This window comes from Streptomyces polyasparticus, from assembly GCF_014493765.1.
Classification (GTDB): Bacteria; Actinomycetota; Actinomycetes; order Streptomycetales; family Streptomycetaceae; genus Streptomyces; species Streptomyces polyasparticus.
Window position 1 is genome coordinate 188317 of sequence record NZ_JACTVJ010000005.1, and the last position, 21119, is coordinate 209435.

The following is a 21119-nucleotide window of genomic DNA, read 5'->3' on the forward strand; positions in this document are numbered from 1 at the left end:
TCGAACGCGCGCTTGCGCAGGCGCAGTTCGCCGGCCGGTGCGGCGGGGGAATTCCACAGCTGCGACGGCCGGCGCGGCGGGGGAATTCCACAGCCGCCTATCCAGGTGAGGACACATGGGACGGCCTCAGCACGGTGTCGAGCCAGTCGAAGACCTCGTCCTGCATGGGGGCGACGAAGACATGGCCGAGGCCGGGCCAGGTCTTGAGATGCAGCCGCTCCTCGGCGCCGACGGAACGCCAGACGGCGCGCATCTTGGCGTGGGCGGCCGCGACACCCTCGGCCGGGAACAGCGGGTCGAGCCCGCCGTGGAAGAAGAGCATCGGCCTGGGCGCGGCGATGCTCGCCACGTCGGGGAAGTCCAGGAACCGGGAGAGCCCGGGGTGGAGCATGCAGTACGAGGACTGCCCCCGCAGCGTGTTGTTGCCGGGGACCATCATTTCCCTGAGGCCGGTCATCCAGCAGACCGCGGCCGCGGCGCGCACGGAGTCGGTGAGCGCGGCCGTCTGCCACGCGCGGTAGGCGCCCATGGAGAAGCCGAGCGCCGCTACCCTGCGGGCGTCCACCCGGTCGAGGCCGGCGAGGAACTCCGCGGCGCGGGCGTCCTCTCGGGCCATGAGTCCGGCGAGCGAGGAACCGAGGTGGAACAAGTTGGAGGCCAGGGCCTGTTGTTGCCCGTACGCGACGGGGCCGCGGTCGCCCCAGCCCAGGGCGTCCAGACACAGGACGACATAGCCTCGCCGGGCGAGTTCGTCGCCGATGAACCGGCCGCTGAAATGCCGGTTCACCCACGCCTGCGCGACGGCCCGCCCGGCGTCGTCGCCCCAGGGCCTGACCAGTTTCTCCTTGCCGATGGCGAACATGGACCCGTGGTCGTGCAGCAGCAGGACGGCGGGGAAGGGGCCGGGGCCCCGCGGGGTGAGCAGGGCGCCGCGCACACGTTCGTAGCGCGTCAGGGAGATGGTGACCGACTCCCGCGTACAGCCGTCGCCTCGGGGCCCCGCCGTGAACTCCGGTGCGTACGGTGTGCCGTCCTGGCGGTCGACGAGGAGATGCTCCTCGACCGTGGCGCGGGCCGCGCGGCGCCAGGCACGGAAGTCGCGGACGGGCGAACGTCCCCAGGCGGAGGGGAAGTCCAGCTCGGCCTTGAGCGCGCCGTGGAAGGCGGGGAGGTTGCCCTCGACCGGTTCGGCCGCCGGTCCCTGGCAGCCGGAGGCCAGGGACCGGCGGCCGGCCGCGTCAGCCATGCGGCCTGCCGGCGCCGGCGTGGTGCAGGACGTAATGCTCCACGGCCGCGCGGGACTTGAGCGGCCGGTACGCGTAGACGTCGGCCGGATCCCAGCCCACCGCGTCGGTCAGGCCGAGGCCTGCGGCAAGGGAGTTCAGGTCGGCGGGACGGCCGTCGAACCACGACCCGCGGTCGCGGAAGGCGGTGCCTCCGTAGGCGGCGAGGACGAAGGAGGGATCGGCCTCGGGATACGCGAACACATTGCCCTCGGAGAAGACCGCCGACTCCACGCCGACGCCGAGCGCGTACCCGGTGTCGGGCGCCTGGCCCCGGTACACGTTGTTGACCACGTGCACCTGGCCGAAGCGGACCCGTGGGGCGCGCTGGGTGATGTCGGTGAACAGGTTGCGGAAGAAGGTGACCTTGAGGTGGCCGCGGTCCCGCTCTCCCCTGCCGTCCCCGGAGCCGATGAGCAACGCCTTGTCGTGATCGGTGAACCGGCTGTCGGAGACCGTGATGAAGTCCGAGCCGTCCTCGATGTCGAGCAGCCCGTCGTGCCGCTGCACCCGCTTGCCGTGGAAGCCCACGGGGGCCTCGCGGTCGGGGAAGCGGCCGTCGGTGAAGGTGCAGTGGTCGATCCAGATGTTCCGGCCGGTGATCACGGTCATCGCGTCGAAGCGCGCGTTCCAGTTGCCCTGGGTGCCGTCGTCCGGCGACCAGGACGTGAAGTGGTCGACGGGGGCTTCGAGTTCGAGGTTGCGCACGATGATGTTCGTGCCGGTGTTGACGGTCAGGAAGACCCCGAGCAGCCGGGCGTCGCCGCCCACGCCGACCAGGGTGGTGTTGCTCGGCACGGTCAGCTGGATCTGCGCCTTCTCGCGGTGGGAGCCGGTCTGGCGCAGGGTGCGCTGCTGCTTGCAGTAGGCGTAGCGGGTGTCGGACCAGGTGGTCCCGTCCAGGCCGAAGCAGGACTGGTACTTGCCCAGGTCGTAGCCGGGCGCGTAGTCCTGCTCGCCGAGCAGGGCCCCGGAACCGTCCGCCGCCTCATGCCCGTTGATGTCCCCGACAACACGGATGGTCTTCGGGGCCGCGGGGTCCCCGCCGTTCTCCAGGGCCTCCTTCAGCTCGGCGCGCGTCTCCACCGTCCATACGGCGCCTCCGCTGCCGCCGGTGGTGCCGCCGTTCATGGAGGCCCACCCGACGGGGCCCCTCTCGTCGGCCACGGCACCGGTCGCGGGCGTGAGGGGAGCAAGCAGGCAGGTCAGCAGCGCCGCGATCGCGGCGCCCCTACGCACCGGGCCTCCAGCCCCGCAGATACGTGGCGGGCGTGTGCAACGCGCTCTCCCCGACCGTCAGTTGGGGCCGGTTCTCCGGAACGGTGATCACCGCACCGGGCCCGGTGTTCGCGTACTCCCTGAAGCGCATCGTCTGCCAGGGATAGGCCTCGCGCATGTTCGTGTACGGCGCCACCGCGTCGATCCCGGGCCCGAGCTCGGTCTCCCGTACGACCAAGGACGGCCAGGCCGTCGTCTCGTACGAGGGCACCCAGGGCCGGGCGATCTTGTAGGCGCCGTCCTCCGCGCCGGACGTGACCCGGCTGCGCACGGCGAGGAATCCGTACGGGTTCGCGCGGGCCGTGGCCGGTGCGAAGACCATGCCCTCGGGTTTGAAGGCGACGTCCCGGTCGAGGGTGTGGAAGTGGCAGCGCTCGAAGACCGCGGTCGCCCGGCCGAAGACGAAGTCCACATCGCCCTCGATGTAGCAGTCGCGGTAGCAGTGCCGGTCGAAGGCGTCGAGCGCGCTCGTGTCGGCGAACAGTGTGTCCTGGTGCGCGAGCAGCCGTACGCGTTCGAAGTACGAGCGGTCCCCGGTGACATACGCGGCGACGGCCTGCGTGCCCGTGATCTCCGGGTGGTCCGCGCGCAGCCAGTCGTTGGCGAGGGTCAGGTTCCGTACGGTCAGGCCGGGCGCCGCCGAGGTGAAGGTGGCGGAGCCCGCGGTGCCGTAGGTGCCGGAGCCGTCCGGGCGCGGGGTGCCGTTGGCGTTGTCGTACACGATGACCGCGGCACGGGGGTCGCGGGTCGCGCCGCGCAGCGTCAAGTCCTTTGCGCCAGCAGGGATGTTGACGACTTCTCGATACGTTCCGGGGTGGACCACGATCGTCCAGCCGGGGCCGGTCACCGCGTCGACGGCGTCCTGGACGCGGTCGCCGGGGCGTACGTGGAGGACGCGGCGGCCCACGGGGGAAGCGGAGGCGGGGGCGGCTGCCGCGAGAGCGCCCAGTCCCCCGGCCGCCACCGCGGTCAGCAGACTGCGTCGCCGCATCTCAGCATCCCTCCCACGGAGCCCAGTCCCCCAGGTACGCCTCGCGGGTCGCCGACTCGGCTTCCTGCGCGATGAGTTGGGGCCGGTTCTCGGGGACGGCGATCTCGGCGCCGGGGCCCGTGTTGCGGTACTCGGCGAAGCGCTGGTTCTGCCAGGGGAAGTTGTTCGACATGTTGGCGTAGGGCGCCACCGCGTCGATCCCCGCGCCGAGGCGGCTGTCGCGGACGGTGAGCATCGGGCGGGCGGTGGGGTCCGAGCTCGGCACCCACGGGCGGGCCAGCTTGTAGTACGCGTCCGGGGCTTCGCTGCTGATACGGCTGCGAGTCACCAGGTAGCCACGGGGGTTCTCGCCGGCCGTGGACGGCGCGAAGACGAAGCCGTACGGGGCCGAGGCGAGGTCGGTGCGGGTCAGGGTGCGGAAGTGGCAGTGCTCGAAGACCGCGGTGGCCCGCCCGAAGACGAAGTCCACATCGCCCTCGGCGTAGCAGTGCGCGAAGTACTGGCGGGCGAACGCGGCAAGGGACATCGAGTCGGCGTACAGCGTGTCCTGGTGGCCGAGGAAGCGGCAGTGGTGGAACGCCGAGCGGTCGCCCTGGACCTTGATCGCCACGGCCTGGGTGCCGGCGACTCCCGGGTGGTCGGCGCGCAGCCAGTCGTTGGCGAAGGTGATCCAGCGGGCGGTGAACCCGTCGGCCTGGACGGTGGTGGTGGCGGAGCCGGTCGTGCCGTAGGTGCCGCCGCCGGGCTTCGGGGTGCCGGCCGCGTTGTCGTACACGACGACCACGTCGCGCGGGTCCTCGGAGGCGCCGATCCAGGTCATCTCCGTACGGGCGGGGCTCACGGCGACCGTCTCGCGGTAGGTGCCCTGGGCGATGACGAGGGTGTGGCCGGTGCCGCTCGCGGCCGAGACCGCGGCCTGGACGGTGGTGAAGTCGCCGCCGCCCTGCGCGTCCACGTACAGGGTGCGGGCGTCGAGGCGGGCGGACGGTGAGCCGTAGCGGCCGAAGCGGCCGAGGCCGATGCGGCCGAGGTCACGGCCGGGGACGGCGGCCACGGCCTCCGGTGCGAGACCGAGGGCCAGGGCGGCACCGGCGCTCGCGACGAGGAAGGTTCTCCGGCTGGAGACGGGACCGACTCCGCTGCCGGAGAGGGGGCCGACTCTGCTGCCGGACACGGGACTTGAGGGCAACGCCTTGCTCCTTCAGGTGCGGCTCACCAGGGCATTACGGGTGGTGCCGGGGTGCGGGTGATGCGGGGTGCGGGTCGTACCGGACTGCGCGTCGTGCCTGCTGACTGGTGGTGCCGGAGCGGCCCGTGCGGGCTGGCCTGCCGAGTGTCGCGGACCGCTCCGGCTCGCATATCGCGTATCCCATCTCGTATATGACGTATGAGGCACGAGATACGAGCGATGAAGCTAGGAGCCGTCCAGCGGTTCGTCAATGCTCCTGACAGAAGTGGGGAAAGAAGGAGGGTCCCCGGCCCGAGGGCCTCAACTGGCCCGCGCAACACACCCATTGACGGAACCGCCGTTCCGCTCTTAGCTTGGCAAGCGCTTTCCACCTGGCCTGTCGAGAGTCACTTCCATCTGCCCTGCGCACCCCCTGCCGCCCGCCCCGCGGGCGATCACGGAGAAGGACAAGCCAGTGATGAAGAGCCGCATGCCCAGCAAGAGATCCTCGCTCTCCCTCCTCGCCATAGCCGCACTCTCGGCCGGCACCGCCCTCGTCCTGCCCGGCACACCGGCCTCCGCCGCCACCACCCGCTACGAGGCCGAGGTCTCCCCCGCGACCTGCGACGGCACCATCGACACCAACCACACCGGGTTCTCCGGTACGGGCTTCTGCAACGGGCGTAACGCCACCGGCGCGGCGCTGCAGTTCACGGTCAACGCCTCCGAGGCCGGCACCGCGACCCTCGCGTTCCGCTACGCCAACGGCTCGGGCGCGGCCCGCCCGGCGGATGTCGCGGTCAACGGCACGGCGGCCGGATCCCTGACCTTCGCGGCCACGAGCACCTGGACCGCATGGACCACCCAGACGCTCACCGTGCCGGTGAAAGCGGGCAGCAACACCGTCCGGCTCAGCCCCACCACGGCGAGCGGGCTGGCCAACATCGACGCCCTCGACGCCGACACGGCGACCACCACCCCGCCGCCGACCGGCTCCGCGCTGTACGTGGCGCCGAACGGGACGGACGGAGCGGCCGGCACGCAGGCGGCCCCGACGACCCTGACCTCGGCGATCTCCCGTATCACCCCGGGCGGCACGATCCATATGCGCGGCGGCACCTACCGGCCCACGCAGACGATCACCATCCCGGCGACCAACAACGGCACGGCGAGCGCCCGGACGAAGCTGTCCGCGTACCCGGGCGAGACCCCGGTGCTCAACTTCTCGGCGCAGACCGAGGATCCGGCCAACCGCGGGCTCGCCGTGAACGGCTCGTACTGGCACGTGAGCGGCATCGTCGTCGAACGCGCCGGTGACAACGGCATCTTCGTGGGCGGCAGCAACAACATCCTCGAGCGCACGGTGACCCGCTTCAACCGCGACACCGGACTGCAGCTCTCGCGGATGGCCTCCACCACGCCCACCGCGCAGTGGCCGTCCAACAACCTGGTCCTGAGCGCCGAGTCGCACGACAACGCGGACTCCGACGGCGAGGACGCCGACGGCTTCGCGGCGAAGCTCACGGTGGGCCCGGGCAACGTGTTCCGCTACGCGGTGGCGCACCACAACATCGACGACGGCTGGGACCTCTACACCAAGCCCGACACCGGCCCCATCGGCGTGGTCACCATCGAGGACTCCCTGGCGTTCGGCAACGGCACGCTCAGCGACGGCTCGCAGGCCGGCGCGGGTGACCGCAACGGCTACAAGCTGGGCGGCGAGGACATCCCGGTCAACCACATCGTGCGGCGCAGCATCGCGTACAACAACGGCAAGCACGGGTTCACGTACAACAGCAACCCCGGCGCGATGACGGTCTCCGACAACGTCAGCGTGGACAACGCGCAGCGCAACTTCTCGTTCGACGCGGGCACGCACACGTTCCGCAACAACACCTCGTGCCGCAGCGGGAGCGGGACGAACGACCGGATCGTGGGCAACTCCGACAGCACCAACCAGTTCTGGATGGGCACGAACGGCTCGCGCTGCTCGTCCTACGACGGCGCGATGAAGTGGTCGTTCGCCGCGGACGGCCGTCTGGTCGTGACATTCGGCTAGTACCTCCGGGAATACGCGAACGTGCCGGCCGGGCTGCTGCCCGGCCGGCACACCGCGTCAGGGGTGGCGGTCAGTCGTCCTCGGCCGCCTCCGCGAGCTCCTCGCGGATCGCGTCGTAGGCCGGCTTGTGCCGCAGGTTCTCGTCCCACGGGAGCGCCGCGCCCTCGCCCGGGAAGAAGTCGGGGATCCAGGAGTGCCGGTCGGTGTAGCCCCAGAGCGTGATGCCCACACAGCGCCGCACCTCGAGGCAGCCTTCGGTGACCCGGCCGTACCAGTCGGCCTGTTCGGCCAGCTTCGCCTCGTCGGCCGGCAGCTGCATGCGGATGTCGAGCTCGGTGATGGACACGTCGACCCCGAGGTCGGCGAAGCGCCGCAGGTTCTCCTCATAGCCGCCGGGGAAGCCGTACTGCAGCGCGAGATGGGCCTGCAGACCGAAGCCGTCGATCGGTACGCGGTCCTTCTTGAGCTGCTTGATCAGCGTGTAGTACGCGTCCGACTTCGGGCCGAGCGCTTCGACGTTGTAGTCGTTGAGATACAGCTTCACCTTCGGGTCGGCCGCGCGGGCCCAGCGCAGGGCGTCGGCGATGTAGCCGGGACCGATGACCTTGTAGAAGATGTTCTCGCGGTACGTCCCGTCCTCGTTCATGATCTCGTTGGCGACGTCCCAGGCGAAGACCTTGCCCTTGTAGTGCTTCACCACCTGGGTGATGTGGTTCTTGAGGATGGAGCGCAGTTCGGCCTTGGTCCAGGTGCCCTCGGACAGCCAGGCGGGGAGCTGGCTGTGCCACAGCAGGGTGTGGCCGCGGACCTTGAGTCCGTTGGCCTTCGCGTAGTCGACGATCTCGTCACCGGCGGTGAAGTCGAAGACGCCGCGCTCGGGTTCGGTGGCGTACCACTTCATGCCGTTGCCGGGTGTGGTCTGGCCGAACTCGGTGCCGAGCAGCTCGGCGAACTCGGTGTCGGCCAGCTCCGGGTTGTCCACGGCGGAGCCGAAGTAGCGGCCGGATTCCCGGGCCAGCTCATGGAGCGTACGGGCGGGCCTGCGCCGGTCGCTGTCGCTGTCCGCGTGGGCGGCGGGCACCGAGGCGAGGGAGCCGAGCAGGGCGGCGGCCGCGGCCGCGGCGACCACCGCGGATCTTGTGCGGATGCGGCGGGCGGGTGCGGATGCGCGCATGAGGGAACTCCTCAACTGTTGAGTGCGGATGGGCAGTTGGGCTTGCGCTGTGCGGTGCTCGACGGGCGTGGCGGCCCTGGACGTGTGGGTCACGCCCCCGGCACGCCACGCCCCGCGTGGGTCACTTCACCCGGATCTCGCACCGCATCCGGCGCTCGTGTCCGACCTCGCGCACCGGCCCGGTCATGCTGAGCGGCACGGTGTGGTGGACGTGGGTGCTCGATGCGGAGATCCGCAGTTCGAGTGCGCCCGGTTCGACGACGCGGCGGCCGTCCGCCCCGGTGTACGCGGCCAGGTCGGCGGGGAAGGTCGCATGGACCTCCGCCGACGCCCCGGCGTCGAGGGGAACCCTGGCGTAGCCGACGAGCCGGACCTCGGGCCGGGCGACGGTGCCGAGGGGGTCGTGAAGGTAGAGCTGGACGACCTCGGTGCCGGGCCGGTCGCCGGTGTTGCGGACCTTGAGCTTCACGGTGGTCTCGCCGTCCGTGGTCAGCTCGGGGTTCTCGCAGCGGGGCGTGTCCCAGCTGAAGGTCGTATAGGACAGGCCATGCCCGAACGGGTAGAGCGCGGTGGGGTCCACGGTGCTCGCGCCGTTGCGCTCGCCGAGCGGCGGCGCGAGATACGGGGCGGGCGAGCCGCCCCGGCTGCGGGGCACGCCCACGGGCAGCCGGCCGGACGGTTCGACCCGTCCGCCGAGCACGCCCGCGACGGCGGCGCCGCCCTCCTGGCCGGGGAAGAAGGCCTGCACGACGGCGGCGGCCCGGTCGGCCCAGCGGCCGAGCGCGTACGGACGTCCGCTGAGCACCACGATCACGGTGGGCACCTCGTGCCCGAAGGTCACGTCCAGCAAGGCCCCTTGCCCGTACGGGAGTTCCAGGTCCTCGGCGTCGCAGCCCTCGCCCGAGGAACCGCGTCCGAACAGGCCGGAGCGGTCGCCGACCACGGCCAGGCACACATCGGCCTGCGCCGGATCGGCCACGAACTCGGCGGCGGGGAACTCGGCGCGCAGCGCCTGCAGGAAGGTGGGGACCTCGATGCCCGCGCAGAGCTCGGGGTGGTGGACGCCCACGTGCCGCGGGAAGGTGTAGCAGCCGAGCATCGCCGCCTCCTCGTCGGCGAGCTCTCCGACGACGGCGATGCGGAGGCCGTCGGCGAGGGGCAGCACACCGGAGTCGTTGGCGAGCAGCACGACCGACTCCTGCGCCACCTGCCGCGCCAGTTCCTGCATCTGAGGGGGGTTCAGGTCGATCGGCACCTCGCCACCCACCGGCTCCCAGTCCGGGTCGAGCAGGCCCAGCTCGCACTTCTGCTCCAGGACGCGCAGCGCGGCCCGGTCGAGGAGTTCCTCGGGAAGGCGGGCGGCCGACTCGAAGCAGCGTACGGAGGGCAGTTCGACGTCGACGCCGGCCGCGAGCGTGAGGAAGGCGGCGGACTCGGCGCTGTCCGCGATCCGGTGGTTGGACTCCAGGAACGAGACGCCGAAGTAGTCCGAGACGACCGTCCCGTTGAACTTCCACTGCTCCCGGAGCAGCCCGGTGAGCAGCTCGGTGTGGGCGTGCGCGGGCAGCCCGTCGATGTCGTTGTACGCGGGCATCACGGACCGCGCGCCGCCGTCCCGCAGCGCCATCTCGAAGGGCGGCAGGATGACATCGGCGAGTTCGCGGGGCCCCATCGAGACGGGTGCGTGGTTACGGGCGGCACGCGAGGCCGAGTACGCGGCGAAGTGCTTGAGCGTGGCGACGATCCCGGCGGCCTCCAGGCCCCGTACATACGCGGTGCCGATGGTGCCCACCAGATAGGGGTCCTCGCCGATGGACTCCTCGGTGCGGCCCCAGCGCGGATCCCGTACGACGTCGAGGACCGGGGCGAGGCCCTGGTGGATACCGACGGCGCGCATCGAGGCGCCGATGGACTGGGCCATCTCCGTGATCAGCGCGGGGTCGAAGGTGGCGCCCCAGGCGAGCGGGGTGGGGAAGACGGTGGCCTGCCAGGCGGTGAACCCGGTCAGGCACTCCTCGTGCGCGAGCGCGGGCAGACCGAAGCGGTTGCCCGCACGGATGCGCTGCTGCAGCGCGGCGAGCCGGGCCGCACCCTCGGCCGGCTCCACGGGCACGGTGCCGAAGGGACGGGTCAGATGGCCGAGGCCGTGCGGAAGGAGGGAGTCGAGTACGGCGCTGTCGACCGCGTACTCGTGCTGGCCCGGCGCGACCTCGGGACTGTCGGTCTCGGCTCCCAGCCAGACGCTGGACAGCTGGGCGGCCTTCTCCTCGGCTGTCATCCGGGCGAGCAGGTCCGCCGCCCGGACATGGGCGGGCAGAGTGGTGTCCTGCCAGGGCTTGACCATGGAACTCCTCAAGTACTGGGTAAGCAAGGGGGATCGGGCCGCTCGGGGATCAGTCCGGCCGGGCAGCGAAAGCGGGGCGGGCGGCGAAGGGGATCAGCCCTTGGTCGCGCCCATCGTGATGCCGCCGATCAGCTGGCGTTCGGCCACTGCGTAGAAGGCGAGGGCGGGCACCATCGCGAGGACGAGATAGGCGAAGACACGGGCGATGTCGGCGGCGTACTGGCCCTGGAACTGCTGGACACCGACGGGGATCGTCCACCAGGTCTCCTGCGTGAACACGAGCAGCGGGAGGAGGAAGTTGTTCCAGCTGCTCACCACGGCGAGCACGGACACGGTGCCGAGCGCGGGGCGCGCCATCGGCAGCAGGATCCGCCAGAAGAACCCGAACGGCGAGCAGCCGTCGAGCGTGGCCGCCTCCTCCAGTTCTCCCGGGATCGCACGGAAGAAGCCGCGCAGGATGACGATGGTGATCGGCAGCCCGAACGCGGCCTGCGGCAGGATCACACCCCAGGGGTTGTCGAGCAGCCCGAACGTACGGAGCAGGATGAACAGCGGCAGGATCGCCACCGCGAACGGGAACATCAGGCCCACGGTGAAGAGCGTGAAGAGCAACTCCCTTCCCCGGTAGGCGAACCGGGCGAGCGAGAAGGCCGCGAGGGCCGCCGCCCCCACCGTGAGCAGGGTGGTCCCGATGGCGACCAGGGTGGACGAGCCGAGCATCCGCCAGAACGAGCTGGAGGCGAGGATGTCCGTGTAGTTGGACGTCACCCAGGGCGAGGGCAGGCCGAAGGGATTGCTGGAGAGCTGGTCGGTGGACTTGAACCCGGAGATCAGCGCGTACAGGAGCGGAGTCACCATGACGATGCCGACCAGCCACACGATCACGTAGACGGGGACCTTGCCGAAGCGCCGGCGGCCCACCGCCTCGGGCGCGGTCATCGGTTGGCTCGCATGTTCGTGAGGGCTCCTTCGGTGTCGCGGCGCAGCACGAACCGCTGGTAGGCGAGGGCGAAGACCAGGCTGATCAGGAAGAGGGCGATGCTGATCGCGCTGGCGTAGCCGATCTGGTAGCGCTTGAAGCCGAACTGGAAGAGTGTGATCGCCATGGTCTCGGAGGCGTGGTCGGGGCCGCCCTGGGAGATCACCCACACCAGGTCGAAGAGCTGGATCGCACCGATCACCGACAGGAACGCGCTGATACGGACGGTCGGTCCGAGCAGCGGCAGCGTGATGTAGCGGAAGCGGTGCCAGGCGGAGGCCCCGTCGATGCGGGCGGCCTCGTACAGCTCGTGCGGGATGTTCTGGAGGCCGGCCAGGTAAAGCATCATGTGGAAGCCGAAGTACTTCCAGGTCATGACGAGGAACAGGGTCGGCAGGACGGTGTCCTGGTCGGCGAACCAGAGGCCGCCGAGCCCGTCGAGCCCGATCGAGCCGAGGAAGCGGTCCGCGAGTCCGTCGTCCGGCGCGAAGATCATCGAGAACAGGACGCCGGTGATGACTTCCGACAGGACGTACGGGGCGAAGAACAGCATCCGGTAGACGGCACGGCCGCGCAGCTTCTGGTTGAGCGCGACGGCCATGGCGAGCGCGAACGGCAGCTGCACGACGATGGAGAACAGGACGAGCAGCAGGCCGCGCCACAGGTCCCCGAGGAAGACGGGGTCGTCGATGAGGCGGGTGTAGTTGTCGAGTCCGGTGTAGTCCTCGGGCGAGCCGAAGCCGCCCCAGTTGAACAGGCTGACGTAGAGGGCGTAGAGGATCGGCGCGAGGACGAGGGCGCCGAACAGGAGCAGGGCGGGCAGCGTGAAGGAGACGGCGGTCAGCCAGTCCTTCACGCGCCGCGCGCGCGGCCGCCGGTTCGCAGGCCCGGCGGCCGGCTCCTGGTCCACGGCGGGGCGCGCGTCCTTGACGTAGGTCGAAGTCATGTTCGCTTACTGGCTCTTGAAGACCTGGGTGACGGAACGGGCGACCTGGTCGGGTGATTTGGACCCGGCGATCAGGGCGGCGACGGAGTCGTTGACCTCCTGGCCGACGGCCGGCGGATAGGCCTGGTCCAGGTAGAGCTGGAAGCCGGTGGACTTGGCGAGCATGTCCGAGACGGCCGTCAGGTTGGGGTCGGTGAGCGCGCTCGCGGCGTCCTTGACGACCGGGATCATGTTGGCCTTCTCGACGAGGATCCGGTCCGACTCGGCGGTCATGAAGAACTTCAGGAAGTCGGCGGCCGCCTGCGGCGCGCCCTTGCGCACCGCATAGCCGCCCCCTCCGCCGAACACATCGGTGAGCGCGCCCGCGCCGCCATCGACCGCGGGGAACGAGAAGAACCCCAGGTCCTTGCCTATCCCCTTGCCGGCGTCGGCCTGCACGGTGGGCGCCCACTGGCCCATCAGCTCCATGGCGGCCTTGCCGTTGCCCATGGCCGCGGCCTCGCCGTTGGGCGTGGAGTACGCGGCGCCGAGGAAGCCTTTCTGGAAGGGTTCGAGGGCCACGAGCTCCTTGAGGCGCTCGCCCGCCTTGACGAAGGCGTCGCCGGTGAAGTCCTTCTCGTCGGCGGCCTTCTGCAGTCCGTCGACCCCGGCGATCCGCATCGACAGGTACGCCCAGTAGTACATGCCGGGCCACTTCTCCTTGCCCGCGAGGGCGATGGGGGCGATCCCGGCGGCCTTCAGCTTCTTCACGGCGTCGAGGTACTCGGCCCAGGTGGTGGGCGGGGCCCCGATCCCGGCCTTCTTGAAGAGCGCCTTGTTGTACCAGAAGCCGACGGCGCCGATGTCGAACGGCATCGCGTACGTCTTGCCGTCGAACTGGTAGGCCTTGACCGACGCGGGCACGAGAGTGTCGGCCATGGACTCCATGGGCCCGGTGAGGTCCTCGACCAGACCGGCGTCGATCTGCTGCTTCAGAACCCCGCCACCCCAGGTGTGGTAGATGTCCGGCAGCTTCCCCGAGCTGGTCAGCGCGGTCATCTTCGACTTGTACGCGTCGTTCTCGAGCGTCACGAGCTTGATGCGCACATCGGGGTTCTTGGCCTCGAAAGCCTTCGCACGCTCGGGCCAGATGGTCTTCGACGGTTCGGTGGTCTGGATGTTCCACCACTCGACGATGGTGCGGCCCGAACTGTCCTTTCCGCTGCCGGAGTCGGAGCCGCCGCAGGCGGTCAGTGCGGCGGCTCCCAGGCCGGCCGCGGAGGCGGCGCCCAGGAACCGGCGGCGGGAGAAGTCGGAGGCTGGCATGGCACACCTTCCGGAAGAGATCCGAAAACTATCGGTAGATGGCCACGGAAGTTACGGACAGAAATCAGGGGTGTCAACGGCCTTAACAAAATCGGTCGTTGACACCCCAGGCTTGATCCACGCCCTCATCGGTCGCGCGGCGCCGCCGTACTGGCTCTGACCACGAGCTCCGTGGCCAGCTCGACCCGCGGAGAGGCCGGGGCGACGGAACGCCCGAGATCGAGGACCGCGCGGGCGGCCAGCTTGCCCATGTCCGAAAGCGGCTGCCGGACAGTGGTCAGCGGAGGGGCGCACCAGCGGACTTCCGGAAGGTCGTCGAAGCCGACCACGCTCATGTCCTCGGGTACGCGCAGTCCGCGCCGGCGCAGTGCCTCGATGGCGCCGAGCGCCATCTGGTCGCTGGCGGCGAAGACGGCGGTGGGCGGCTCGTCCAGGTCCAACAGCGCGTTGCAGCCGGTGAATCCGGACTCGTGGTAGAAGTCGCCCGGCATGATCAGCGCGTCGTCCACCGGCACTCCGGCGCTCTCCAGGGCCGCGCGGTAGCCGTCGAGCCTGGCCCGTGAGCACAGCAGGCGCGGCGGTCCCGCGATGAATCCGATCCGGCGGTGGCCGAGCGAGAGCAGATGCTCCGTCGCGGCCATCCCGCCCGCCCAGTTCGTGGCCCCGACCGTCGGTGCGTCGGAGACGGGGGCGCCGACCGGGTCGATGACCACCAACGGCACGCCCAGGCGCTGCAGTTCCTCCTGCAGGCCCGGATCGAGCGCCGAGGTCACGAGGATCACGCCGTCGGAGGCGCGGGCCCGCAGGTTGGTCATCCACTGCTGCGCGGAGCCGGAGGCGTTGTGGATCGCGGAGACCACCGTGCCCACGCCCGCGGCGTGCGCCACCTCCTCGACGCCGCGGATGATCTCCACCGCCCAGGGGCTGTCGAGGTCGTTGAAGACCAGGTCGAGCAGGGAGGCGTGGTGACGGGGTGCGGGCGGGCGGCGCTGGTAGCCGTGCCGGTTCAGGAGGTCCTCGACCCGGGCGCGGGTGGCGGGCGACACGTCCGAGCGTCCGTTGACGACCCGCGAGACGGTCGGTACGGACACTCCGGCCTCTCTCGCGATCTCGGTGATCGTCACCTTGGCCGGCCCGTCCGGGCTCTGTGTGGTCGCCGTGCGCTGAGCGCCTTCCCGGGCCACGTTCCCCACCTCCGTCGACTCGTCATCCGAAAGATCTCCGGACGCCTTCCGGAAACCGTAGGTCATGCCGTCAACCCTGTGTCGGCCAAGCCCGCTTTCCTCGGGTCCGGCCGGACGCGCGGCCCCGGATCTATGCATGTGCGACCCCCAGCACCCCGTCCAGCCAGGCCAGTTGACGCCGCACATGCACGGCTTCGCCCCCTTCGTGCCCGTTGTACGGATAGGCATGGATCTCCTTGGCCGGCTCGGTTCCGGTCAGCTCGCCGTAGCGGTGGTAGGCCGCGTACGCGCCGCTGGGCGGGCAGACCGTGTCGCGCAGGCCGACACCGAAGTGCGCGGGGGCCTGCGCGCGGCGGGCGAACGAGATGCCCTCCAGGTACGAGAGCGTGCGGTACGCGGCCGTCTCGGCGCCGCGGTGCACGGCGAGGTAGGCCGAGATCTCGCCGTAGGGCGCATGGTCGGTGAGTTCGAGGGCACGCCGGATGCCGCACAGGAACGGCGCCGTGACAAGCACCGCGGCGAGATCCGGGACGAGCCCGGCGACCGCGAGGGCCACTCCCCCGCCCTGGCTGTTGCCGACGGCGGCGATGCGCGCGGGATCCGTGCCGGGCAGGGCGCGCAGGGTGGCGACCGCGCGGACCGCGTCGGTGAGCAGCCGCCGGTAGTGGTGGTCGTGCGGGTCGAGCAGTCCGCGCACCGCGGGCCCCGGGCCGCCGGGCGCGGACGCGTGCGGGTCGGGGGTCGCACCGCCGTTGCCGTACTGGTCGCCCTGGCCGCGGTTGTCCATGAGCAGATGCGCGTATCCGGCGTTCGCCCAGGTGAGGCGCTCGTGCGGGAGGCCGCGGCCGCGTCCGTACCCGGCGAACTCGACCACGCCGGGCAGCAGTCGGGGCGTGTCGGCGGGCCGGGTGTACCAGGCGCGGACCGGGTCGCCGGCGAAGCCGCGGAAGGTGATGTCCCAGCTCTCCACGAGCCACAGTCCGCTGTCGACGCGTTCGGCCCGTATCAGCGGTTCCTCGTGCTCGGCGGACTTCAGGGTGGCCTGCCAGAACGCATCGAAGTCGGCGGGTTCGTCGAGGTCGGGACGGTAGCGCTCGAGCTGGTCGAGGGGCAGGTCGAAGGCGGGCACAGGCACCTCACAGGGGGTCGTGGGGCCAACTCCCTTTGCTGCGGCACCCATTGACAGGGGTCGGGAGCGGCTTTAGGTTGCGGCGACGTTACCGGAAGATTCCCGAAAGTTCTCGGTCACGCCTTTCCCCGCCGTGTGACGAAAGGCCCTGCATGACAACGTCCGCCATGACGGGCACCCCGCCCTTGAGCGCACCGGTTCAGGACCCGCTGCCACCCCTCAGACCTCCCTCGGGCAAACGCCCGTGGCGCCAAGCACTGCGCAGGGACTGGCAGTTGTACTCCCTGGCCGTCCTGCCGATCCTGTTCTTCCTGGTGTTCCGCTATCTGCCGATGATCGGCAATGTGATCGCCTTCCGCCGCTTCGAGCCGGGCGGTTCGATCCTCGGCGAGGACTGGGTGGGGCTGCGCTATGTGGAGATGTTCCTCAACGACCCCGCCTTCTGGCAGGTCTTCCGGAACACGCTCTGGATCGGCTTCCTCACGCTGCTGTTCTGCTTCCCGGTGCCGATCGTGCTCGCCCTACTGCTCAACGAAGTCCGACGTACCTCGTTGAAACGTTTCGTCCAGTCCGTCTCGTATCTGCCGCACTTCCTGTCGATCGTGATCGTCGCGGGCATCACCATGCAGATGCTGGCCTCGGACGGCCCGGTCAACCATGCGCTCGCGGCGTTCGGCCAGGACCCGATCCGTTTCATCCAGGAGCCCGAGTGGTTCCGGACCATCTACGTGGGCTCCGAGGTCTGGCAGACGGCCGGCTGGGGCACGATCCTCTATCTCGCCGCCCTGAGCACCATCGACGACGATCTGTACGAGGCGGCCCGTATCGACGGTGCGAACCGCTGGCAGCAGACCTGGCACGTCACGCTGCCCGGCATCCGCCCGACGATGATGACGCTCCTGATCCTCAACGTCGGCACGTTCCTCGCGGTCGGCTTCGAGAAGATCATGCTGCTCTACAACCCGCTGACGTACCCGACGGCCGACGTCATCTCGACGTATCTGTACCGCACGGGCATCGAGTCCAACTCCTTCAGCTACGCGGCCGCGATCGGCCTGTTCGAAGCGGTCATCGGCCTCGTGCTGATCACGTCCGCGAACCAGATGTCGCGCAAGACGGTGGGGACGAGCCTGTGGTGAGAGCACCTGTGTCCCGCGGACCGCGCAAGTCCGTCACCGAGCCCACCCGCGGCTACCGCGTCTTCCAGGGCGTCAACGGCGTCATCCTGACCCTGGTCGTGATCGTCACCCTCTACCCGTTCGTCAACATCATCGCCCGCTCGTTCAGCGGGGAACGCCAGATCAGGGCGGGTGAGGTCACCCTGTGGCCGAAGGGGTTCAACCTCACCACGTACAAGATCGTGTTCGAGGACGACGCCTTCTGGCGCAGCTACGGCAACACCGTCCTGTACACGGTGGTCTCCACGGTCATCGCGATGACCCTGACCACGATCTACGCGTACGTCCTGTCGAAGCGGGAGCTGCGCGGGCGCGGGCTGCTCATCGGGATCGCCGTGTTCACGATGTTCTTCTCCGGCGGCCTGATCCCCAACTACGTCCTTATCACCAGCCTCGGCCTGAAGAACTCGGTCTGGGCGATCGCCCTGCCGAACGCGATCAGTGTCTTCAACCTCCTCGTGATGAAGGCGTTCTTCGAGAACATGCCGAAGGATCTGGAGGAGGCCGCGCAGATCGACGGCCTGAGCACGTACGGGATCCTCTGGCGGATCGTGCTGCCGCTGTCCAAGGCCGTCATCGCCACGATGGTGCTCTTCTACTCGGTGTCGTTCTGGAACTCCTGGTTCTCGGCGTTCCTGTACATGGACCGGACCGAGCTGATGCCGGTCACCGTCTATCTGCGCAACCTCATCGCGGGCGCCACGACGGGCAGCAACTCGGGCGCCGGCCTCGACCAGCTCTCACAGGCCGCCGCGAACATCCAGTCGGTGACCATCGTGCTCACCGCGCTGCCGATCCTCGCCGTCTACCCCTTCGTCCAGCGGTACTTCGTCTCGGGCGTGATGCTCGGCGCGGTCAAGGGCTGACCGCGGTCAAGGGCCGGCACCGAAAGCACTCCACCACCCCTACCCCTCAAGGGAGTTCACGTGTCCAACCACGGTCAGTTGTCGAGACGATCACTGCTCGCCGCCGCGGGCTTCGCCGGCCTCGCGGCGCTCACGGCCTGCGGCAGCGGCGACGAAGGCGGCGACTCCAAGGACCTGTCGAAGAAGCAGGACGGCGCGATGAAGGAGTACCGCGCCGGTGAGCAGTTCAAGGCGACCAAGGCCCTGTCGCTGTCCGTGCTGCACAACAACAACCCGGTCTACCCGACGAAGAAGGACTGGCTGTTCTGGGAGGAGGTCACCAAACGCACCGGGGTGACCCTCGAGCCCGTCGACGTACCGCTGAGCGACTACGAGAAGAAGCGCAGCCTGCTGATCGGCTCGGGTGACGCGCCGTTCCTGATCCCGAAGACGTACCACCCCTCCGAGGTCGCGTTCGTCTCCTCGGGCGCGATCCTGCCGGTGAGCGAGTACGTGCATCTGATGCCGAACTTCCGCGAGAAGGTCGAGAGGTGGAACCTCAAGCCCGAGCTGGACTCCTTCCGCCAGTCCGACGGCAAGTACTACCTGCTGCCCGGCCTGCACGAGAAGCCGAAGGCCGGCTACTCCCTCTCCCTGCGTACGGACGTCCTCGACCGGATCGGTGTGGCCCTGCCGACGACCTGGGACGAGGTGTACGAGGTCTTCAAGGCGATCAAGGCCGAGTACCCGGACAGCTACGCGTTCTCCGACCGCTGGTCCACCAACACCGTCTATCCGGCGGGCGCGCTGGTCAGCTATCTCGGCGCGTCGTACGGGGTGAAGGCGGGCTGGACGTACGACAACGTCACCTTCGACACCTCGGCGAAGAAGTTCGTGTTCACCGGCGCCACGGACGCCTTCCGCCAGGTGATCGAGTATCTGCGGAAGCTGGTCGCCGAGAAGCTGCTCGACCCGGAGAGCTTCACGCAGACCGATGACGAGGCGACGCGCAAGCTGCTCGGCGAGAAGTCCTTCGGCATCAGCGCGAACCCGCAGGAGCTGGTGCAGAACTACCGCTTCAACCTGGAGAAGCAGGTCAAGGGCGCGAAGATCGAGATGGTGCCGGTGCCGCTCGGCCCGGCCGGCGAGGTCGTCCTGGGCGGGGTCCGTCTGGAGAACGGTGTGATGGTCTCCAGCGAGGCGCTCAAGAGCAAGAACTTCGTCGCGATGATGCAGTTCGTCGACTGGCTCTGGTACTCGGACGAGGGCCAGGCGTTCTGCAAGTGGGGCGTCGAGGGCGAGACGTACACCAAGTCCGGGAGTGCGTACGAGCTCAAGCCCGGCATCTCGCTGATGGGCTCCGACCCGAAGGCGCCGAAGGATCTGCAGAAGGACTACGGGTTCTTCAACGGGGTGTTCACCTACGGCGGCAGCTGGGACCTGGTGTCCTCCTCGTTCGGCCCGGACGAGAAGAAGTTCCAGGACGCGATGGCCACGCGCAAGCAGCTGCCGATCGACCCGCCGCACCCGCTGCAGTCGATCGAGCAGGAGCAGGCGACGCTGTGGGAGACGCCGCTCAAGGACCACGTGAACCAGAACATGCTGAAGTTCGTGCTCGGCAAGCGCCCGCTGTCCGAATGGGACTCCTATGTCACGGAGTTGAAGGCGAAGAACAGCGAGCGGCTCGCGGATCTGCACACCAAGGCCTACGAGCGCTACGCGAAGGAGAACGCATGATCCGCGTCCCTTCGGAGCCGGTCGGCCGGCTCGGCGGCGCATGGCGCGCGTGCGTGGGCACGGGCCGCCTCGAGCTCGCGCTGCGCCGCGACTACCAGGAGTCGCTCGCGCTGCTCCAGCGCGAGATCGGCTTCCGGCACATCCGCGGGCACGGGCTCCTGAGCGACGGGATGGGCGTCCACCGTCCGTACGAGTGGCAGGGCGCGCGGCAGGTGCGGCATGCCTTCACGTATGTCGACCAGGTCGTGGACGCGTATCTGGAGCTCGGCATCCGACCCTTCGTCGAACTGGGCTTCATGCCCGAGGAGTTGGCCTCCGGGAAGCAGACCGTCTTCTGGTGGGGCGGCCATGTCACGCCACCGTCCTCCTACCAGGAGTGGGGAGATCTGGTGCGCGCGACCGTGGCCCACCTGGTGGACCGCTATGGCCTGGAGGAGGTGCGCACCTGGCCGATCGAGGTGTGGAACGAGCCGGATCTCTCGATCTTCTGGCAGGACGCGGACCAGGAGGCCTACCACCGCCTGTACGAGGCGTCTGCGCTCGCGGTGACGGACGTGGACGCCTCGCTGCAGGTGGGCGGTCCCGCGCTGTCGCCGGGCGCGGACGACGGGTGGCTGACGCGGTTCGCCGCGTTCGTGGAGGATCGCGGTCTGCCCGTGGACTTCGTGTCGCGGCACGCCTATACGTCGGGTCCCGCGCAGGAGGTGCCGTTCGGCACGCATCAGACGCTGGCGCCCGCGGGCCGGCTCCTGGAGCAGTTCGCGGCGCCGCGCCACGAGCTGAAGGGCACGGGCCTGGCCGGACTCCCGGTGCACATCACCGAGTTCAACTCCTCCTACCGGCCGGACAACCCCGTCCACGACACGGCCTTCCACGCCGCTTATCTGGCTCCGGTGGTGGCCGGGGGCGGCGAGCTCGTGGACTCCTTCTCGTACTGGACGTTCAGCGACGTGTTCGAGGAGGTGGGGATCCCGACGGCCCTGTTCCACGGCGGCTTCGGGCTTCTGACGCACCGCCAGGTCAAGAAGCCCACGTACCACCTGTACGCCTTCATGGCCCGCATGGGCGACGAGGTGCTCGCCCGCGGCGACGACCATCTGGTCACCCGGCATCCGGACGGCAGGATCTCGGTGCTCGCATGGGCGGCGGCCGGTGCGGGCGGACATACGGTGCGGCTCTCCCTGCCCGTGCCGGACGGCGACGAGGTGTTCGTGCGCCGCACCAGCGTGGACGAGGAGCGCGGCAACGCGTACACGGCATGGCGGCGGATGGGCAGCCCTCAATCGCCCGGACTGCGCCTGCTCGACATGCTGCGGGAGGCGGCGGAGCCCGTCCGCTCCCACCACCGCCTTCCCGTACGGGATGCCGAGGCGGTCGTCGAAATCGCGCTCGAGCTGAACGAGGTGACGCTGGTGGAGGTGGAGCCGGTGGTGGAGGAGGCGCCGCCGTGGTGGGACGAGAGGCGGTTGCTCGGGGGCGGGGCCGAGCGGTCGCCCGGGGACGGGAACAGCCGGTGAGC

At 69.7% G+C, this 21119-nt stretch carries 16 protein-coding genes; 5 read left to right on the forward strand and 11 right to left on the reverse strand.

Going from position 1 to position 21119, the window contains the following annotated elements:
- Window positions 1-97: 97 nt before the first annotated feature.
- The 4 genes from H9Y04_RS09300 to H9Y04_RS09315 are packed head-to-tail and all read right to left on the reverse strand — an operon-like array spanning window position 98 to window position 4726.
- Window positions 98-1246, reverse strand: a complete 1149-nt coding sequence (locus tag H9Y04_RS09300; RefSeq protein WP_187813258.1) for a dienelactone hydrolase family protein — start codon at window positions 1244-1246, stop codon at window positions 98-100.
- Window positions 1239-2522 (reverse strand): pectate lyase family protein, encoded by a 1284-nt coding sequence (locus H9Y04_RS09305; protein WP_187813259.1) that lies wholly within the window; start codon window positions 2520-2522, stop codon window positions 1239-1241. The genes H9Y04_RS09300 and H9Y04_RS09305 overlap by 8 nt, the downstream gene beginning before the upstream one ends.
- Window positions 2515-3552, reverse strand: a complete 1038-nt coding sequence (locus tag H9Y04_RS09310) for a pectinesterase family protein (protein ID WP_187813260.1) — start codon at window positions 3550-3552, stop codon at window positions 2515-2517. The genes H9Y04_RS09305 and H9Y04_RS09310 overlap by 8 nt, the downstream gene beginning before the upstream one ends.
- A 1-nt stretch (window position 3553) precedes the next feature.
- Complete coding sequence (locus H9Y04_RS09315; RefSeq protein WP_187813261.1) at window positions 3554-4726, reverse strand: pectinesterase family protein; 1173 nt, start codon at window positions 4724-4726, stop codon at window positions 3554-3556.
- A gap of 484 nt (window positions 4727-5210) precedes the next feature.
- Here H9Y04_RS09315 and H9Y04_RS09320 point away from each other — a divergent pair, with 484 nt between their 5' ends.
- Window positions 5211-6779 carry a right-handed parallel beta-helix repeat-containing protein gene (locus tag H9Y04_RS09320; RefSeq protein WP_187813262.1) on the forward strand — a complete coding sequence of 523 codons (1569 nt, stop codon included), beginning with the start codon at window positions 5211-5213 and terminating at the stop codon, window positions 6777-6779.
- Between the two features lie 70 nt (window positions 6780-6849).
- Here the strand turns inward: H9Y04_RS09320 and H9Y04_RS09325 are convergent, their stop codons facing one another.
- The 7 genes from H9Y04_RS09325 to H9Y04_RS09355 all read right to left on the reverse strand — a co-directional run bounded on the left by H9Y04_RS09325 (window position 6850) and on the right by H9Y04_RS09355 (window position 15840).
- The gene (locus H9Y04_RS09325) at window positions 6850-7953 is read right to left on the reverse strand and encodes an endo-1,4-beta-xylanase (protein ID WP_187813263.1); all 1104 of its coding nucleotides are present in this window, start codon (window positions 7951-7953) and stop codon (window positions 6850-6852) included.
- Window positions 7954-8074: 121 nt separating this feature from the next.
- Window positions 8075-10297: a beta-glucosidase gene (locus H9Y04_RS09330; RefSeq protein WP_187813264.1), complete on the reverse strand. Its 2223-nt coding sequence runs from the start codon at window positions 10295-10297 to the stop codon at window positions 8075-8077.
- A gap of 93 nt (window positions 10298-10390) precedes the next feature.
- On the reverse strand, window positions 10391-11236 hold the full coding sequence (locus H9Y04_RS09335) for a carbohydrate ABC transporter permease (protein WP_187813265.1): 846 nt from the start codon (window positions 11234-11236) through the stop codon (window positions 10391-10393).
- Window positions 11233-12222, reverse strand: a complete 990-nt coding sequence (locus H9Y04_RS09340) for a carbohydrate ABC transporter permease (RefSeq protein ID WP_187813266.1) — start codon at window positions 12220-12222, stop codon at window positions 11233-11235. The genes H9Y04_RS09335 and H9Y04_RS09340 overlap by 4 nt, the downstream gene beginning before the upstream one ends.
- Before the next feature lie 6 nt (window positions 12223-12228).
- Window positions 12229-13527, reverse strand: a complete 1299-nt coding sequence (locus tag H9Y04_RS09345; protein ID WP_187813267.1) for an extracellular solute-binding protein — start codon at window positions 13525-13527, stop codon at window positions 12229-12231.
- A 125-nt stretch (window positions 13528-13652) separates the two neighbouring features.
- Window positions 13653-14777, reverse strand: coding sequence for a LacI family DNA-binding transcriptional regulator (locus H9Y04_RS09350; RefSeq protein WP_187813268.1), 1125 nt, complete (start codon window positions 14775-14777; stop codon window positions 13653-13655).
- Window positions 14778-14841: 64 nt separating this feature from the next.
- Window positions 14842-15840 carry an acetylxylan esterase gene (locus H9Y04_RS09355; RefSeq protein WP_187813741.1) on the reverse strand — a complete coding sequence of 333 codons (999 nt, stop codon included), beginning with the start codon at window positions 15838-15840 and terminating at the stop codon, window positions 14842-14844.
- A 152-nt stretch (window positions 15841-15992) separates the two neighbouring features.
- Here H9Y04_RS09355 and H9Y04_RS09360 point away from each other — a divergent pair, with 152 nt between their 5' ends.
- The 4 genes from H9Y04_RS09360 to H9Y04_RS09375 are packed head-to-tail and all read left to right on the forward strand — an operon-like array spanning window position 15993 to window position 21117.
- Window positions 15993-16979 carry an ABC transporter permease gene (locus H9Y04_RS09360; RefSeq protein WP_187813269.1) on the forward strand — a complete coding sequence of 329 codons (987 nt, stop codon included), beginning with the start codon at window positions 15993-15995 and terminating at the stop codon, window positions 16977-16979.
- On the forward strand, window positions 16976-17884 hold the full coding sequence (locus H9Y04_RS09365) for a carbohydrate ABC transporter permease (protein ID WP_308800925.1): 909 nt from the start codon (window positions 16976-16978) through the stop codon (window positions 17882-17884). Before H9Y04_RS09360 ends, H9Y04_RS09365 begins: the two co-directional genes overlap by 4 nt.
- Window positions 17885-17944: 60 nt before the next feature.
- Window positions 17945-19600, forward strand: coding sequence for an ABC transporter substrate-binding protein (locus tag H9Y04_RS09370; RefSeq protein WP_187813270.1), 1656 nt, complete (start codon window positions 17945-17947; stop codon window positions 19598-19600).
- A complete protein-coding gene (locus H9Y04_RS09375; RefSeq protein WP_187813271.1) occupies window positions 19597-21117 on the forward strand; it encodes a GH39 family glycosyl hydrolase in 1521 nt (506 codons plus the stop codon). The genes H9Y04_RS09370 and H9Y04_RS09375 overlap by 4 nt, the downstream gene beginning before the upstream one ends.
- Window positions 21118-21119 lie beyond the last annotated feature (2 nt).